Annotated in this window: 14 protein-coding genes and 3 tRNA genes; 11 read left to right on the plus strand and 6 right to left on the minus strand. The window is 66.1% G+C overall.

Going from position 1 to position 15,381, the window contains the following annotated elements; all coding sequences use genetic code 11:
* Positions 1–4: 4 nt before the first annotated feature.
* The 8 genes from EJE94_RS11085 to EJE94_RS11120 all read left to right on the plus strand — a co-directional run bounded on the left by EJE94_RS11085 (position 5) and on the right by EJE94_RS11120 (position 7,176).
* Positions 5–634, plus strand: a complete 630-nt coding sequence (locus tag EJE94_RS11085; protein ID WP_121241458.1) for a uracil-DNA glycosylase — start codon at positions 5–7, stop codon at positions 632–634.
* Entirely contained in the window at positions 591–2,435 is a 1,845-nt protein-coding gene (gene uvrC, locus EJE94_RS11090; protein ID WP_121241460.1) for an excinuclease ABC subunit UvrC, read from the plus strand. Before EJE94_RS11085 ends, uvrC begins: the two co-directional genes overlap by 44 nt.
* Positions 2,436–2,437: 2 nt before the next feature.
* Complete coding sequence (gene pgsA, locus EJE94_RS11095) at positions 2,438–3,028, plus strand: CDP-diacylglycerol--glycerol-3-phosphate 3-phosphatidyltransferase (RefSeq protein WP_121241462.1); 591 nt, start codon at positions 2,438–2,440, stop codon at positions 3,026–3,028.
* 65 nt (positions 3,029–3,093) lie between these two features.
* A tRNA-Gly gene (locus EJE94_RS11100) sits at positions 3,094–3,169 on the plus strand.
* A gap of 63 nt (positions 3,170–3,232) precedes the next feature.
* Positions 3,233–3,306: transfer RNA gene (locus EJE94_RS11105), tRNA-Cys, on the plus strand.
* A 50-nt stretch (positions 3,307–3,356) separates the two neighbouring features.
* Positions 3,357–3,441, plus strand: a tRNA-Leu gene (locus tag EJE94_RS11110).
* Positions 3,442–3,496: 55 nt separating this feature from the next.
* The gene (locus EJE94_RS11115; protein WP_121242229.1) at positions 3,497–3,904 is read left to right on the plus strand and encodes a DUF1178 family protein; all 408 of its coding nucleotides are present in this window, start codon (positions 3,497–3,499) and stop codon (positions 3,902–3,904) included.
* Positions 3,905–3,993: 89 nt separating this feature from the next.
* On the plus strand, positions 3,994–7,176 hold the full coding sequence (locus tag EJE94_RS11120) for a DUF748 domain-containing protein (RefSeq protein ID WP_165904812.1): 3,183 nt from the start codon (positions 3,994–3,996) through the stop codon (positions 7,174–7,176).
* 363 nt (positions 7,177–7,539) lie between these two features.
* Here EJE94_RS11120 and EJE94_RS11125 read toward each other — a convergent pair whose 3' ends face one another.
* From EJE94_RS11125 to mltG, 5 genes are read right to left on the minus strand one after another with little or no spacing between them, the layout of a single operon-like run.
* Positions 7,540–8,235, minus strand: coding sequence for an ankyrin repeat domain-containing protein (locus tag EJE94_RS11125; protein ID WP_165904813.1), 696 nt, complete (start codon positions 8,233–8,235; stop codon positions 7,540–7,542).
* Positions 8,228–9,019: a TatD family hydrolase gene (locus EJE94_RS11130; RefSeq protein WP_121241468.1), complete on the minus strand. Its 792-nt coding sequence runs from the start codon at positions 9,017–9,019 to the stop codon at positions 8,228–8,230. Before EJE94_RS11130 ends, EJE94_RS11125 begins: the two co-directional genes overlap by 8 nt.
* A gap of 4 nt (positions 9,020–9,023) precedes the next feature.
* Positions 9,024–10,079: a DNA polymerase III subunit delta' gene (holB, locus tag EJE94_RS11135; RefSeq protein WP_165904814.1), complete on the minus strand. Its 1,056-nt coding sequence runs from the start codon at positions 10,077–10,079 to the stop codon at positions 9,024–9,026.
* Positions 10,066–10,680, minus strand: coding sequence for a dTMP kinase (gene tmk / locus EJE94_RS11140; RefSeq protein WP_121241472.1), 615 nt, complete (start codon positions 10,678–10,680; stop codon positions 10,066–10,068). Before tmk ends, holB begins: the two co-directional genes overlap by 14 nt.
* Complete coding sequence (mltG, locus tag EJE94_RS11145; protein WP_121241474.1) at positions 10,680–11,678, minus strand: endolytic transglycosylase MltG; 999 nt, start codon at positions 11,676–11,678, stop codon at positions 10,680–10,682. Before mltG ends, tmk begins: the two co-directional genes overlap by 1 nt.
* A gap of 62 nt (positions 11,679–11,740) precedes the next feature.
* On the opposite strand from mltG, the gene ygfZ reads away from it, so the two are divergent.
* Genes ygfZ through EJE94_RS11160 form a run of 3 tightly spaced genes read left to right on the plus strand, consistent with a single transcriptional unit; the run spans position 11,741 to position 15,078 of the window.
* Positions 11,741–12,760, plus strand: a complete 1,020-nt coding sequence (gene ygfZ / locus EJE94_RS11150; protein ID WP_121241476.1) for a CAF17-like 4Fe-4S cluster assembly/insertion protein YgfZ — start codon at positions 11,741–11,743, stop codon at positions 12,758–12,760.
* Complete coding sequence (locus EJE94_RS11155; protein WP_121241478.1) at positions 12,761–13,525, plus strand: NRDE family protein; 765 nt, start codon at positions 12,761–12,763, stop codon at positions 13,523–13,525.
* Entirely contained in the window at positions 13,519–15,078 is a 1,560-nt protein-coding gene (locus tag EJE94_RS11160) for a protein adenylyltransferase SelO (protein ID WP_121241480.1), read from the plus strand. Before EJE94_RS11155 ends, EJE94_RS11160 begins: the two co-directional genes overlap by 7 nt.
* Before the next feature lies 1 nt (position 15,079).
* Here EJE94_RS11160 and EJE94_RS11165 read toward each other — a convergent pair whose 3' ends face one another.
* Entirely contained in the window at positions 15,080–15,340 is a 261-nt protein-coding gene (locus tag EJE94_RS11165) for a TIGR02647 family protein (protein WP_121241482.1), read from the minus strand.
* Between the last annotated feature and the right edge of the window lie 41 nt (positions 15,341–15,381).

A 15,381-nucleotide genomic window follows, 5' to 3' on the forward strand; every position in this document is an offset into this window, starting at 1 on the left:
CCGAATGCTCGAAGAATGCACCGTCTGTCCGCGCCTGTCTGGATTCCTGGTCGAAGTCCGCGGTGCAAATCCCGGCTATTTCGCCCGCCCCGTGCCGCCCTTCGGCGACCCGCATGCGCGGCTGCTGATCGTCGGCCTCGCCCCCGGCATGCATGGCGCCAACCGCACCGGACGGCCCTTTACCGGCGACTACGCCGGCATCCTGCTCTACGAGACGTTGCACCGCTTCGGCTTCGGTTCCCGGCCGGTTTCCGAGGCGGCCGACGACGATCTCCTGCTCAGCGACTGCCGCATCACCAATGCGGTCAAGTGCCTGCCGCCCGCAAACAAGCCCGAGCCGGCCGAGATCCGCGCCTGTAATCAATATCTCGCGGCGGAATTGGCGACCGCGCCCGATGTTCGTGTGATCCTGGCGCTGGGGCAGGTGGCGCACAAGGCGGTGCTGATGGCGACGGGGTTGAAGCAGGCGGCGCTGCCCTTCGCCCATGGTGCGCGCCATGTCCTTCCCGACGGCAGGCTGTTGATCGATTCCTACCACTGCAGCCGCTACAACACGCAGACGCGGCGCCTCACCTGCGCCGGCTTCCACGATGTCTTCCAAGCCATCCGCGACGAACTCGACCGCTGCGTTTGACCCCGGGGAGTTCCTGGCGACACTGACCGAGGCGCCGGGGGTCTATCGCATGCTCGATGCCGGGGGTGCGGTGCTCTACGTCGGCAAGGCGAAGAACCTCAGGCGCCGAGTCGCTTCGTATTTCCAGAAGACCGGCCAGAGTCCGCGCATCGCCTTGATGCTGCAACAGGTGGCCACGGTCGAGACCACGGCGACGCGTTCCGAGGCCGAGGCACTGATCCTCGAGAACACGCTGATCAAGAAGCTCGCGCCGAAGTACAACATCCTCTTTCGCGACGACAAGTCCTACCCTTACATCTGTCTTTCGGGCGAGGAATTTCCGCGGCTAGCGTTCCACCGCGGCGCCTTCGACCGCAAGTCGCGTTACTTCGGGCCCTTCCCGAATGGCTACGCGGTGCGCGAAAGCATCCAGCTGCTGCAGAAGACCTTTCTCCTGCGGACCTGCGAGAACGCCGTATTCGCCCACCGCTCGCGGCCCTGCCTGATGCACCAGATACAGCGCTGCAAGGCTCCCTGCGTCGGCCTGATTTCGGCCACGGATTATGCCGCCGACGTGCGCATGGCCGAATTGTTCCTGCGCGGCCGCCACGGCGAAGTCGTCGAGAAACTGACAGCGGCGATGGAGACGGCCGCCGCCGCCCTGCGCTTCGAGGAGGCGGCCGCCATGCGCGACCAGGTCCGCGCGCTGCAGGCGGTGCTGCACCGCCAATACGTGAGCTCGACGCGCGGCGAGGACGTCGATGTGCTTGCGGTCGCCTGCGTTCATGGCGAGCTTTGCGTGAACCTCGCGATGGTCCGTGGCGGCCTGCACCTCGGCGACCGCGCCTTCTTCCCCAGGGGCGAGGCGGGCGCCACGCCAGCGGAGGCGCTGGCCGCCTTCATCGGTCAGCACTATGCCGCGCACCCGCCTCCGGCGCGGCTCATCGTCGGCGCCGATTGCCTCGAGGCCATCGCGGAGGAAGGGGCCTGGACGGGGGAGGGCAAGCCACTCGCCACCGCCGCCGCCCGCAACGAGATGGAGCGCGCCTGGCTGGCGATGGCCGAGAACAACGCCCGCCTCGCCATCGAGACGCGCCGGCGCAGCAAGAGCCGCGCTGGCGCCAGACTGGATGCGTTGACCGAGGCGCTGGGCCTCGCCGAGCCACCGGCTCGGATCGAATGCTTCGACATCAGCCACACCATGGGGGAGGGCACGGTCGCCTCCTGCGTCGTCTGCGTCGATGGCGCGATGAAAAAGTCCGACTACCGCCGCTTCAACATCGCCGGCATCGAGCCCGGCGACGACTACGCCGCGATGCGCCAGGCGCTCACAAGGCGCTACGAGAAGGTCGCCAGCGGCGAGGCGGCCGCGCCGGACCTGATCCTGATCGACGGCGGCAAGGGCCAACACGGCGTGGCGCGCGAGGTGTTGGGCGAACTGGGCCTGGCCTTCCTGCCCAGCGTCGGCGTCGCCAAGGGCGAGGAACGCAAGCCGGGCGCGGAGACGCTGTTCCGCGACACGCGCCCGAACGAGCCGCTACAATTGTCCCCGGACCACCCCGGCTTCCACCTGATCCAGGAAATCCGCGACGAGGCCCATCGTTTCGCCATTGCCGGACATCGGGCGCGGCGCGCCAAGGATCGCGGGCGCTCCAAGCTCGAGGACGTCGCCGGCATCGGACCGGTGCGGCGGCGCAAGTTGCTGGCGCAGTTCGGCGGGCTCGCTGGCGTGATGGGTGCCACGATCGAAGACCTGTGCCGCGTCGATGGCATCAGCCGCAAGCTGGCCGAAGAGATCCACCAACAACTTCATTCAAGCTGAAGATGCCGCTCAACATTCCGAACCTGCTGACATGGGCGCGCATCCTGCTGATCCCGCTATTCGTCTGCGTCTTCTACCTGCCGGCCGACTGGCTGGTACCTGCCCGGCAAAACCAGCTGGCGACGGTGTTCTTCGTCGTCGCCGCGGTGACGGACTGGTTCGACGGCTGGCTCGCGCGCAAGCTCGGGCAAATGACTTCCTTCGGCGCCTTCCTCGACCCGGTGGCCGACAAACTCATGGTCGCAGCCGCACTCGTGGTGCTGCTCAAGCTCGGCCGCGTGGATGCCATCGTCGCCTTCATCATCATCGGTCGCGAAATCACCATTTCCGCGTTGCGTGAATGGATGGCCAGCATCGGTGCCTCGAAGAGCGTCGCCGTCTCCTTCCTCGGCAAGCTCAAGACCACCGCGCAGATGATCGCGATTCCGCTGCTGCTCTATCATGATCCGCTCGGTGTGCTCGACCCGGAGCTGGCCGGCACCTGGCTGATCTACGTCGCCGCCGTGCTCACGCTGTGGTCGATGGTCTATTACATGCGAATGGCATGGCCGGAGATCCTTGCGCGGACAGGCAGGAACGGCGAGGGCGAGTGAATCGATAAAAAATTGCGCCCCGCGTTGACACAATTCGAAAGGCCGATATAATTCGCGCCTGTTCTGCGGGAGTAGCTCAGTTGGTAGAGCGATACCTTGCCAAGGTATAGGTCGAGAGTTCGAGACTCTTCTCCCGCTCCAGAATCCTGGGGGAAAGCTTTTTGCTTTCCCCCTTTTAGCTTCAGAGCCCCGTGTAACGGGCATGGCGCGGTAGCAAAGTGGTTATGCAGCGGCCTGCAAAGCCGTCTACGTCGGTTCGATTCCGGCCCGCGCCTCCAGAGATTTCTCCTCCCGCACATTGCGCCGATTCCGGCAAACTGATGCCTGAGCCCGGATGGTGAAATTGGTAGACACAAGGGACTTAAAATCCCTCGGCGCAAGCCGTACCGGTTCGATTCCGGTTCCGGGCACCACTGCCACCTGCGTCGATCGCGGCGACGTGCTCGTGCATCGGTACCCGTGCAATCCATGATCGTGCTCAACCTCATCTGCAGTGCAGGGCACCGTTTCGAAGCCTGGTTCGCCTCTGCGGAGATATTCGAGGCACAGGCCGCCACCCGTCTGGTCGCCTGTCCGCATTGCCAGGATACGGACGTCAGCCGTCTCCCGAGCGCCCCGCATGTTCGCCGCGCGTCCCCCGCGGAGGCGTCGTCCCCCGACATAGCCGCGGCTTTGGCCCAGACCATCGCCAAGATGTCGGCCGAAGCCGAGGACGTCGGCACGCGCTTTCCCGAGGAGGCGCGCCGCATCCACTACCACGAAGCCGCAGAACGCAGCATTCGCGGACAAGCCACCATTGCCGACACGCTGGAACTCCTGGAGGAGGGGATTCCGGTGCTGCCGCTGCCCTCGCCGGGGAAGAAAGCAACCCACTAGGAAGCCGCGGCACGGCGCTGGCTTTCGGCCGCCGATTCGGCAAGAATGTCGGCACCTCGAGACTTGAAACCCGCCGGCAGTCGATCACCGTGATCAAGCACATCCCGCGCAAGCTCAAGATTTCCCTTGCCGTCGTCGCCGGCCTGTCGATTGTCTGGCTGTTGTTCGCCTGGCTCGCGCTGCCGCCGCTTCTGCAGTCGCAGGCGATACGTTTCGTTGCCGAGAAGACCGGCCACCGGCTGCGGCTCGATGCGCCCGAATTCAACCCCTTCGAGTTGCGTCTCCGGCTTCGGAATTTCGCGCTGCAGGAACCCGGTGGTGCCCCGCTGCTGGCGTTCCGCGAACTGGAGCTTGACCTCTCGTCGGCCAGCATTGTGCGCCGCGCCTGGGTGTTCGATGCCGTCCGCCTCGAAGGCCTGTCCGCCGCACTGATTGAACGCTCCGGCGACAAGCTCAACTGGTCCGCCTTCCTCGCCGCGCTGAAGAGCAAGGAAGACAAACCCGACGAGCCGCTGCCGCGTCTGGAAATCCGTTCCTTCGTGCTCGTCGCCGGAAGGTTGGAAGTGGCCGACCAGCGCACGCCCGGCGGTTTCACGCGCCGCATCGAGCCCATCGACATCGAACTGAAGGACCTTTCGACGCTGCCGAACGCGCAGGGCAGCCTCCGCCTCGCGGCACGCACGGGCGTCGGCGAGAAGCTGGAATGGGAAGGCCGGATCATCCTCAATCCCCTTGCCCTGGCCGGCCACATCAGCGTCGCCGACGTCGATCTTTCGCGCCTGGCACCGCTGGTGGGCGACGTCCTGCCGATCGCGCCGCCGCAGGGCAAGGTCCAGCTCGCGGCCGACTACCGCGTCACCCAGAGCGGCGAAAAGCTTGACTTCGTCCTCGACCGGGTCGGTGCCAAGGTTACGGGCCTGCGCCTGCAGCGCGACGAGGACGGCGGGTCGGCGGTGACGGTCGAAACCATCGAGGCGCGCGATGGCCAAGTCGGCGTGGTGCAGTCGAAGGCGACGGCGACCCTGGGCAGTCTCGCCCTCGGCAACATCGAACTCGAGTTCGGCGCCAAGGAGGCGAAATCGGTTCAGCTCGGCAATCTCGCGCTTAGCGATGTCCGCGTGGATCTCGGCCAACGCACGGCGATGCTGGGACATGCGCTCCTCGGCGACGGGCGCATCCGCGCCGTGCGCGCGGCATCCGGTCGCGTCAATGTGATCGAGGGGTTGAAGAAGTTCCTGCAGTGGCGCGCCAGAGGAGCGCCCGTTGGCGCCGAAGGGGAGGGGGGCGCTCCGTCCTGGCGCTACCGCATCGAGAAAGCCGAAGTGGCCGGGTTCGCGGCCAGCTTTCGTGACGAGACCCTCACGCCCCCGGCGGAGATCGCGATCGAGGAAGTCGGCGCGTCGATCGAGGGCATCAGCGAAGACCTGAAGGCGCCGCGGCCGCTCACAGCCTCGTTCAGGGCACGCGACGGCGGCCGCTTCGAAGCCAGGGGAATAGTCGCACCCGTACCGTTCGTCGCCGACATCCAGGTCAAACTCAGCGACCTGGCGCTCAAGCTGGCGCAACCCTACGTCTCGGCGACGACGACCGTCGACCTGCGCGGCGGAGCCGTTTCGACCGAGGGGCGAGCGACCTACGGTGCGCGCGGCCCCGCTTATCGCGGTGGCTTCGCCGTGCGCGACCTGCGTGTCAACGAAGGCGGCAGCGACCGGGTATTCGTTGCATGGAAGGCCTTGCGGACCGGAAATTTGCAGGTGACGCCGGCGCGACTCGACATCGGTGACCTGGTCCTTGACGGCCTCGACACCAACCTCGTGATCGAGAAGGACAAGTCGGTGAATGTCGCCAAGATCATGAAGAAGCCGCCGGCAGCGGAGGCTCCAGCGACGCCGGCCGTTGTGGCCGAGGTGAAGGCGCCGGAGCCGCCGCCCGCCGCGCTGGCCGAAGCGAAGGTGCCGGACTTCGCAATCAGCATCGAGCGCCTGCGCGTCACGGATGGCGAGATGGATTTCGCCGATCATTCGCTGGTGCTTCCCTTCGCCACGCGCATCGTGAAGCTCAATGGCGCGATCAACGGTCTGTCGTCGCGTCCCGGGGCGCCTGGACAGGTCGAGATCGACGGTCAGGTCGACGACTACGGCCTGGCCCGGGTCGTGGGACAGATCAACGTGTTCAAGCCGGGCGACTTCACCGACCTCAAGGTCGTGTTCCGCAACGTCGAGATGACGCGACTCACGCCCTACACGGCCACCTTCGCCGGACGCAAGATCGATTCGGGCAAACTCTCGCTCGACCTCGAGTACAAGATAGCCAAGCGACAGCTGCAGGGCGACAACAAGGTTGTGATGGAGAAGCTGGTGCTGGGCGAGCGTGTTGACACCCCGGGAGCCCAGAACCTGCCGCTCGACTTGGCGATCGCCATCCTGCAGGACTCGGACGGCCGCATCGATCTTGGGCTGCCGGTTTCCGGGAGCCTCGACGATCCGCAGTTCAGCTACGGCCAGATCGTCTGGAAGGCGATCGTCAACGTACTCACCAAGATCGTTACCGCGCCGTTCCGCGCCCTGGGTGCACTGTTCGGCGGCGGCGAACAGTTCGACAGCATCGCCTTCGAGGCCGGCAGCCGGAAGCTGACGCCACCCGAACAGGAGAAGCTCGTGCGGCTGGCCGGCGCGCTCAACAAGCGGCCGGGTCTCGGGCTTGGGGTGCATGGCACCTACGCGCCGGCGGACCGCATCGCCCTGCAGGACCTGCAGTTGCGGCAGGCGGTGGCGGTTCGGAGCGGGCAGGGCGTTGAGGGGCAGAGTGACCCCGGCCCGCTTTCCACGGGGCAACCCAAGGTTCAGGCCGCACTTGAGAGCCTCTTTGCCGAGCGCTTCGGCGGTGGCGAGCTCGCTGCCCTAAAGGACGGCTTCCGCCGTGCCAATCCGGGGCAACTCGAGGAAGGTGCCGCCGGCAAGATGGTTTCGCGGCTGGCGAGTCTGGTGCGGGAGCAGCGCACGCTGGGCAACGACGAGGTGGCACGCCTGAAGGGGGCCAACTTCCATGCCGAGCTCTTCCTGCGCCTGCGTGAGAAAGAGGTCGTCGCCGAGCAGCACTTGGTCGAACTCGGGAAGACTCGAGGCGAAGCCATCGTGGCCGGCCTGCGTTCAGCCGGCGCACCTGCCGAACGCATCGAGCTGCGGGCGCCAGAGAAGCTTGAAGGTGACCTCGCCGGTCGCGACATCCCGGTCAAGCTGGTGGTCAACTCGGCTCGCAAGGGATCGAGCTAGGGTAGCGCTTGGCGCGAGAGGCGTGCGCACCTGCCGTCGGTGATCGTGGTGATCGCAAGCAATCGGGAATACAGCGAAGATAATAGTTTACATAATACACATTATGCGACATAACGAGTCCGGATCGCCAATGCAAGAAGCCCGTTCAACGTCTCCGCTGAACGGGCTTCTGGGCCGCTTTGCTCCACTTCTATCGCGCCGGCAAGCTGTCGAACTCGGCGCCGCCATTCAAGGCTGGGGCCTTGAGAGCCCCTGATCATTGCTGGGTGGCTTACATCGGTGTCCCTGTTTCAGCGCTAGGTTCCTCCGCGGTTTGCCTTCGTGTCGAACGCGATTCAACTGTATGCCCGCCCTACGGAATTGTCAATTCTCCTTCACGGCGGGCGGACTCACCGCGGCTCGACGCTTGGACCCATTCTCCAGCCAAAACAGCAAGATGTAATTGGCGACCGCGGTGTGCTTGTTGGCCAATGCGATATCGAGGGCAGTACGGTCCTTGCGATCGACTGGGTTTAGGTCGGCATTCATGTCGACCAGCCACTGGACGACTTCGAGATGGCCGGCACGCGCTGCGAGCATCAGTGCCGTCTGGCTGTTGGGTGCGCGGATATTGATCCCGGCGCCCTGTGACAACAAATACTTCGCGACGTCGAGATGGCCGGCGAAGGCCGCATAGTGCAGCGGCGTCCAGCCGTCGCGGTTTTCCTGCGCCCCGCCCATCTCGAGCAAGCGCTTGACCACAGGAAGGTGGCCGCCAAGCGCGGCGAGCATCAGCGCCGTATCGCCGAACCTGTTTAGAATCAGATGGTTGGCACGCCGCACGAGCAAGGTGTCGACCATGTCGAGGTTGCCGTTGCGAGCTGCCGTCATCAGCAGCGTGGTGCCGTCCGGGGTCGCCGTGTTGGGATCAAGGCCAAGTTCTATCAGCGACACCACGACGTCGATCTGGTTGTGCTCGGCTCCGGCGAGGATGTCTTCGTAGGCACCCGCCCGGGCCGTGCCGAGTTGCAAGGCGGCGGCGAGGAAGAGAGCAAGGGAAAGGACCGGAAACCTAGGCATGGGCGCCCTCCTTCGCCGTCGGGAACAAGCGGAAGAAATTCGCCGTGGTGGCGGCGCCGACTTCCTCGAGCGTGAGCCCGCGCAGACGGGCGATTTCCTCAGCCACATGAAGCACATAGGCTGGCTCGTTGGTCCTGCCGCGATGGGGTGTAGGCGCCAGGTAGGGGGCGTCTGTCTCGATCAGGAGGCGGTCAAGCGGGACGAACTGCGCGACTTCCTTCAAGGCCTTGGCGTTCTTGAAGGTCACGATGCCGGAAAACGACACGTCGAAGCCGAGGTCGAGTGCCGCCTGCGCGGTTTCCATGTCCTCGGTGAAGCAGTGGAAGATGCCACCGACGTCCCTGCCATGCTCTTCGCGCAACAGCCGCAGGGTATCGGCCGAGGCCGCGCGAGTGTGGATGATCAGGGGCTTGCGGCATTGCCGGGCGGCCGCGATATGCACTCGGAAGCGTTGCCTTTGCCATTCGAGGTCGCCGGTCAGGCGGTAGTAGTCGAGGCCGGTTTCGCCGATCGCGATGACCTTCGGGTCGGCGGCCAGGGCGACGAGCCGCTCGACGGTCGGTTCCTCGGCATCCTCCTCGTCGGTGTCCGGATGCACGCCGACGGCGGCGAAGATGTTCGGGTGACGCCGCGCGATATCGAGCACAGTCGGGAAGCGTTCCAGCGTCACGCCGGCGCAGAGAGCCCAGCCGACATGGTTGGCGGCCATGTGCTTGAGTAGCTGCGGCAGCGCGCCGTGAAGCTCGGGAAAATCCAGATGGCAATGCGAATCAACGAGTTGCATGAAGTCAGCGCGTTGGCCGGGGCGTCGCGAAGGTGGCGAGATAGCGCGCCGCCAGATCCTCGAGAAACAAGCGCGGGTTGAGCGGGTGGTTCGCAAGCGGCCGGGCGGTCTGCAATTGATTGTAGCAATGGAACAGCGCCGGGATGCTCGTGCGGGTCAGCAGCCGGCGGTGGATCGCCTCTGCGTCGGCGAAGAAGCGCGCCCGCCCTGCGATCTGCCGGCTGATCAGATCGCTAAGCCACTCCTGCAGCAGCGTGATCAGGTCCTCCATGGCGAATACCTCGACGTTTTTCAGCAGGGCTTCCCACGCGCTCGCCAGGCTCATCTCGTCCTGGTCGACGTCGCCCAGAGCCGCTTGCAGCGCCGCCACCAGCTTGCCCCAGCCCTGCTCGACCAAGGCGAGCGCGCGCAGCGGCATGCCGCCGGAGACACCGAGCAGCTTGCTCGCATCCGCCTGTCGCCCAGCCAGCCAGTCGCTGGCACTCTGGGCGTCAGGGCGGCTCATCGGCAGCATCCGGCAGCGGCTGCGGATGGTCGGCAGCAGCCTTCGGTATGAATCAGAAACCAATATGAAATAGACAGTTGCTGGCGGTTCCTCAAGTATTTTGAGAAGAGAGTTCGCCGCCGAAGGGTTCATCGCCTCGGCCGGCTGGACGATGATGACCCGCCCCCGGGCGCGGTGCGATCCGACATAGACGAAGTCGGACAGCGCCCTCACCTGTCCGACCAATATCTGGCTGCTTTTCTTTTTGTCGGACTTTTCGGCCTTGGGCGGCGCCTCGTCGGATTCGATCTCCTCGACATCGGCCTCGGGAATCAAGCGGCGGAAATCGGGGTGGTTGCCGGAGGCGAACCAGCGGCAGGAGTCGCATTCGCCGCATGCGCGCGACGCGTTCGCGGCCTGCTCGCACAGCAGGCGCATCGCGACCGCCTCGGCGAACTCGCGCTTGCCGACCCCGGCCGGCCCGGCGAGCAACAGCGCGTGCGGCAGGCCACCGGGATGCCCCCAGAGTGCTCCCCAGTCGCCATTAAGCCAAGGTAGCAATTCAGGAACAGACACTTGCGATTGTTTCTTCAAGTTGAGTCTTGACTTGATCAAGCGTCCGGCTGCCATCGATGACGCGGATTCGGGCCGGTTCGTCGGCGGCACGGGCGTGGTAAGCCGCGCGGACGCGGGCATGAAAATCCATCTTCTCCTGCTCGAAACGATCGGCCTCGCGCGCTGCGGCGGCCATGCGGGCCTGGGCCACCTCGAGCGGCACATCGAAGAGCAGCGTCAGGTCCGGCGAAACATGGGGATGAACCCATTGCTCCAGGGCCTGCAGTTTTGCCCAAGGCAGGCCGCGGCCGCCGCCCTGATAGGCGTAGCTGGCGTCGGTGAAGCGGTCGCAGACGACCCAGTCGCCGCGTGCCAAGGCAGGCTCGATGACTTGGGCGAGGTGCTCGCGCCGCGCGGCGAACATCAGCAGGGCCTCTGTTTCCAGATGCATGGGCTCGTGCAGCAGCAGTTCGCGCAGCTTTTCCCCAAGCGGCGTGCCGCCGGGCTCGCGGGTCTGCACCACGGTGTGGCCGCGCCGCTGCAGTTCGGCGACCAGCCAGGCGTGGTGGGTGCTTTTCCCCGCGCCGTCGATGCCTTCCAGCGTGATGAACTTCCCTCTCACTACCCTCTCCCGCCGCGCTGATACTTGTTCACTGCCCGATTATGCTCTTCCAGTGTGCGCGAAAAGACGCTGGAGCCGTCGCCGCGCGCCACGAAATAAAGGTAATCGGTCGGCGGCGGCCGTAGCGCCGCCTGGATCGAGGCCATGCCCGGCAGGGCGATCGGCGTCGGCGGCAAGCCGACCCGGGTATAGGTGTTCCAGGGCGTGTTGGTGCTCAGGTCGCGCTTTCTGATATTGCCATCGAAGGATTCACCGATGCCGTAGATCACCGTCGGGTCGGTCTGCAGCAGCATGCCGCGGCGCAGGCGATTGACGAAGACCGAGGCCACCTTGCCGCGGTCGGCGGCGATACCGGTCTCCTTCTCGATGATCGAGGCCATGATCAGCGCCTCGTAGGGCGTCTTGTAAGGCATTGAAGGATCGCGGCTTTCCCATTCCACGGCGAGCCGCCGCCGCATCGCGCCGTAGGCGCGGCGCAGGATGTCGAGGTCGCTCGACTGCTTGGCGAAGAGGTAGGTATCGGGGAAGAACAGGCCCTCGGGATGCGTCTCGGCAGCGCCGAGGCGTTTCAGTATTTCCGCGTCCGATACACCCGCCGTGGAGTGCCGCAGGTCGGGATGGGCGTCGAGTTGGGCGCGCAACTGGCGGAAGGTTCGCCCCTCGACGACAACGATCTCGGTCTGGGTCACGTCGCCGGAGGTAAGTTTTTTCAGCAGTTCCCAAGGCGTCACGCCTGCGGCGACCTCATAGCTGCCGGCCTTGATATTGCGATCCATGCTGGCCAGGCGGCCGAGCAGCGCAAACTGCCAGGGGGGGAAATCGACCCCGGCCGCCGCCATGGCCTGCGCCGCGCCTTTGAGGCCGAGGCCGGGGCGGATGTCGAAACTCTGGGGATTGACTTTGAGCGACACGGCCGCAAATGCGAACCAGGCCATCCACCCCGAAAACGCGATGGCGCCGAGCAGGCAGAGCAGGAACAGTCGCTTGATCAGGCGCATGAGAAAGCGGTTTCGGGAAGGTGGGTATGATACCAGCCGGCCACAGCCTCCCAAGGACCGTCATGAATTCGAACTGGAACGACTTTCTCGCCAAACAGGGCGCGCAGGACAATTTCGAGCACTTCGGCGATCCGGCCGGAGAACTGGCGGCCAGTCGTTCCGGCACCATCGTCGCGCCGCTGACCGACCAGGGCGTGATCCGCGCCACGGGGGAGGAAACCGCCGGCTTCCTCCACAATCTGCTGACCAACGACATCAACCATATCCCGGCCGATGGCGCGCGCCATGCCGGCATGTGTACCGCCAAGGGTCGATTGATCGCGAGCTTCCTGATCTGGCGCGAAGGAGGCGACTACCTGCTGCAACTGTCGGCCGACATCCTGCCGGCCATCCACAAGAAGCTCTCGATGTATGTGCTGCGCAGCAAGGTCAAGCTGCTCGATGCCAGCAACGAGCGTTTGCTGATCGGCATCGCCGGTCCGCAGGCGGAGGCGTTGGTCAGCGGCCTTGGCGCCAAGCCCGGCGTGGCGATGAGCAGCGCCGCCTTCGACGGCGGCACCGCCGTGCGCCTCGACGATCGGCGCTTCGTGCTCGCGGTCGCCGCGGCTTCGGCCGAATCCGTGTGGAACACGCTGGCCGCTGCGGCCAAGCCGGCCGGCCTCGCCGCCTGGCGGCTGGCCGAGATCGCCGCCGGCCAGCCGCGCGTCGTGGCCGCGACGCAGGAAGCCTTCGTGCCGCAGATGATCAATTACGAAATCCCCGCCGTCGGCGGCGTGAGCTTCCACAAGGGCTGCTATCCGGGGCAGGAGATCGTCGCCCGCACCCAGTACCTCGGCAAGGTCAAGCGCCGCATGTACCGCGCCAGGCTCGATGCCGCCTTCCCGCCCGGTACCGACGTCTTCACCCCCGAGGCCGGCACCCAGCACTGCGGCGCGCTGGTCAGCGTCGCCCCCTCGCCGGAAGGCGGTTACGAGTGCCTGCTGGTGGTGCAGTCCTCGGGCATGGAAGCCGGCGAGGTCCATGTCGGGACTCCGGACGGCCCCAAGGCGAGCTTCCTGCCGCTGCCGTACGCGATCGAGTAGATGTGTCTCATCCTCGTCGCCTGGCGCAGCCACCCGCAGTATCCGCTGGTCGTGGCTGCCAACCGTGACGAGTTCTTCGCCCGCCGTACCGCCAGCGCCGAGTTTTGGGCCGATGAGCCGAACGTTCTCGCAGGGCGCGACCTCGAGGGTGGCGGCACCTGGATGGGCATCGCCCGAACCGGCCGCTTCGCTGCGCTGACCAACTACCGCGACCCGGCGCGCCAGCGCAACGACGCGCCCTCGCGCGGCGCCCTGGTCGCCGATTTCCTGCGCGGCGACGATCCGCTCGACGCTCATCTGGAGAACCTCATGCACGGAGCCGGCGACTACAACGGCTTCAACCTGATGCTCGGCGACGGCGAACGGCTTCTCTGGTTCTCCAACGTTTCCGGCGAGCCTATCGAGCTGCCCCCCGGCGTCTATGGCGTCTCCAACCACTTGCTCGACTCGCCCTGGCCCAAGGTGGCCGCTGGCAAGGCGGCGCTGGCAACCGCGCTGGGTGCCCTACCCGACGAAGCCCCTTTGTTCCAGTTGTTGCGCGACGACGACGTTCATCCCGACGAAGCCCTGCCGCGCACCGGCGTCAGCCTCGACTGGGAGCGGCTGCTCTCCAGCGCCTTCGTCCGCGCGCCGGGCTACGGCACGCGCAGTTCGACGGTGCTGACAGTCGACGCCGCGAATAAGGTCAGCTTCACCGAACAGACCTGGCTCGAAAACGGGCAGCCGGGTGGACGAAAACATTTTTCCTTCGATCGGACATGCTGAATTTCACCTTCGACAACCGCTTCGTCAATGATCTGCCCGGCGATCCCGAAGACGGGTTGCACCGCCGCCAGGTCCACGGCGCCTGCTGGTCGAAGGTTGCGCCGACGCCCGTGGCACGGCCGCGGCTGCTGGCGCATTCGCCCGAGGTGGCGCGGCTGCTCGACATCGCGGCCGACGACCCCTTCACCGGCGAGTTCGCCGAGGTCTTCGGCGGCAATCGCCTGCTGCCGGGCATGCAGCCCTATGCCGCATGCTACGGCGGCCACCAGTTCGGGCAGTGGGCGGGGCAGCTCGGCGACGGCCGCGCCATCAACCTCGGCGAAGTGATCAACGGTCGCGGCGAGCGCTGGGAACTGCAGCTCAAGGGGGCCGGGCCGACGCCCTACGCCCGCCGCGCGGACGGCCGGGCGGTGCTGCGTTCGTCGATCCGCGAATTCCTCTGCAGCGAGGCCATGCACCATCTCGGCGTGCCGACGACGCGGGCGCTGAGCCTCGTCAGCACCGGCGAACCGGTGCTGCGCGACATGTTCTACGATGGCAACCCGCGCGAGGAGCCGGGCGCCGTGGTCTGCCGCGTGGCGCCGAGCTTCATCCGCTTCGGCAATTTCGAGATCCTGGCGTCGCGCGGCGACGAGGCATTGCTGGCGCGCCTGGCCGACTTCACCATCGCCCGCGACTTTCCCGCGATCGAGGGGACCACCGAAGAGAAGCGCGCCCGCTGGTTCATGGAAGTCTGCGAGCGCAGCGCGCGCATGGTCGCGCACTGGATGCGCGTCGGCTTCGTCCATGGCGTGATGAACACCGACAACATGTCCATCCTCGGCCTGACCATCGACTACGGCCCCTACGGCTGGATCGACAACTTCGACCCGGAATGGACGCCCAACACCACCGATGCCCAAGGGCGCCGCTACCGCTTTGGCCATCAGCCGCAGATCGTGCACTGGAACCTGACCCGCCTGGCCGAGGCGCTGGTGCCCCTGTTTCCCTCGCGCGATCCGCTGCTGGTGGGGCTCGAACGGTTTGTCGAAGTGTATTCGGACGAATATGGTGCGATGCTTGCCGCCAAGTTCGGCCTGCGAGCCATGGAGGAAGGCGACGACGAACTGGTCGCCGAGGCCTTCGCCCTGATGCAGCGGGCGGAGGTCGATATGACCGCGTTCTTCCGGAACCTGGCGGAGATCGATATGGCGGCCCCGGCGCCCGCTCCCCTGGGTTCCGCTTTCTACCGCGAGGACTTGAGGGCGCAACACGAGGCGGACTTCGCCGCCTGGCTCAGGCGCTATGCCGCCCGTTCGGCACGGGAGGGCATGACGCCGCAAGCCCGGCGCCAGGGCATGAACGCCGTGAATCCGCGCTACGTGCTGCGCAATTACCTGGCCCAGGAGGCGATCGACCTCGCCGAGCAGGGCGACGGCAGCCGCGTGATCGAGCTGCTCGACGTCATGCGCCGGCCCTGCGAGGAACAGCCGGGACGCGAACGCTACGCCGCCCTGCGCCCCGACTGGGCGCGCCAGAAGGCCGGTTGTTCGATGCTGTCCTGCAGTTCCTGACTCAGACCAGGGACTTGACCGCCTCCGGGTGGGCGTCGAGGATGGCCAGGATCGCCTGGGCGTGCGCAGCGGCCTCCCGCCCCGGCTCGGTCAGGAAACCGCCGTCGCGCAGGGTGATCAGCCCCTTGGCGTAGAGCCGCTCGGCGGCCGCGATCAGCGCCGGGTCCGCGTCCTTGCGCACCTTGATCCCCTGCTGGACGGTCTCGGGGTTGAAACGCAGCAGGGTGTTGAGTTCGTGGACCAGTTCTGGGGTGTAGGGCATGGCGGGGTCTCGCGGATAAGGTTGGAAGTTCTGTCTGCCGG

This window comes from Sulfurisoma sediminicola (genome assembly GCF_003865015.1).
In the GTDB taxonomy this organism is placed as follows: Bacteria; Pseudomonadota; Gammaproteobacteria; order Burkholderiales; family Rhodocyclaceae; genus Sulfurisoma; species Sulfurisoma sediminicola.

What these genes read in the sequence shown, in the direction of transcription:
- EJE94_RS11085 (WP_121241458.1), top strand. Translation starts at nt 5, where the DNA reads ATGCTCGAAGAATGCACCGTCTGTCCGCGCCTGTCTGGATTCCTGGTC.
- uvrC (WP_121241460.1), top strand. Translation starts at nt 591, where the DNA reads ATGTCTTCCAAGCCATCCGCGACGAACTCGACCGCTGCGTTTGACCCC.
- pgsA (WP_121241462.1), top strand. Translation starts at nt 2,438, where the DNA reads ATGCCGCTCAACATTCCGAACCTGCTGACATGGGCGCGCATCCTGCTG.
- EJE94_RS11115 (WP_121242229.1), top strand. Translation starts at nt 3,497, where the DNA reads ATGATCGTGCTCAACCTCATCTGCAGTGCAGGGCACCGTTTCGAAGCC.
- EJE94_RS11125 (WP_165904813.1), bottom strand. Translation starts at nt 8,235, where the DNA reads ATGCCTAGGTTTCCGGTCCTTTCCCTTGCTCTCTTCCTCGCCGCCGCC.
- EJE94_RS11130 (WP_121241468.1), bottom strand. Translation starts at nt 9,019, where the DNA reads ATGCAACTCGTTGATTCGCATTGCCATCTGGATTTTCCCGAGCTTCAC.
- mltG (WP_121241474.1), bottom strand. Translation starts at nt 11,678, where the DNA reads ATGCGCCTGATCAAGCGACTGTTCCTGCTCTGCCTGCTCGGCGCCATC.
- ygfZ (WP_121241476.1), top strand. Translation starts at nt 11,741, where the DNA reads ATGAATTCGAACTGGAACGACTTTCTCGCCAAACAGGGCGCGCAGGAC.
- EJE94_RS11155 (WP_121241478.1), top strand. Translation starts at nt 12,761, where the DNA reads ATGTGTCTCATCCTCGTCGCCTGGCGCAGCCACCCGCAGTATCCGCTG.
- EJE94_RS11160 (WP_121241480.1), top strand. Translation starts at nt 13,519, where the DNA reads ATGCTGAATTTCACCTTCGACAACCGCTTCGTCAATGATCTGCCCGGC.
- EJE94_RS11165 (WP_121241482.1), bottom strand. Translation starts at nt 15,340, where the DNA reads ATGCCCTACACCCCAGAACTGGTCCACGAACTCAACACCCTGCTGCGT.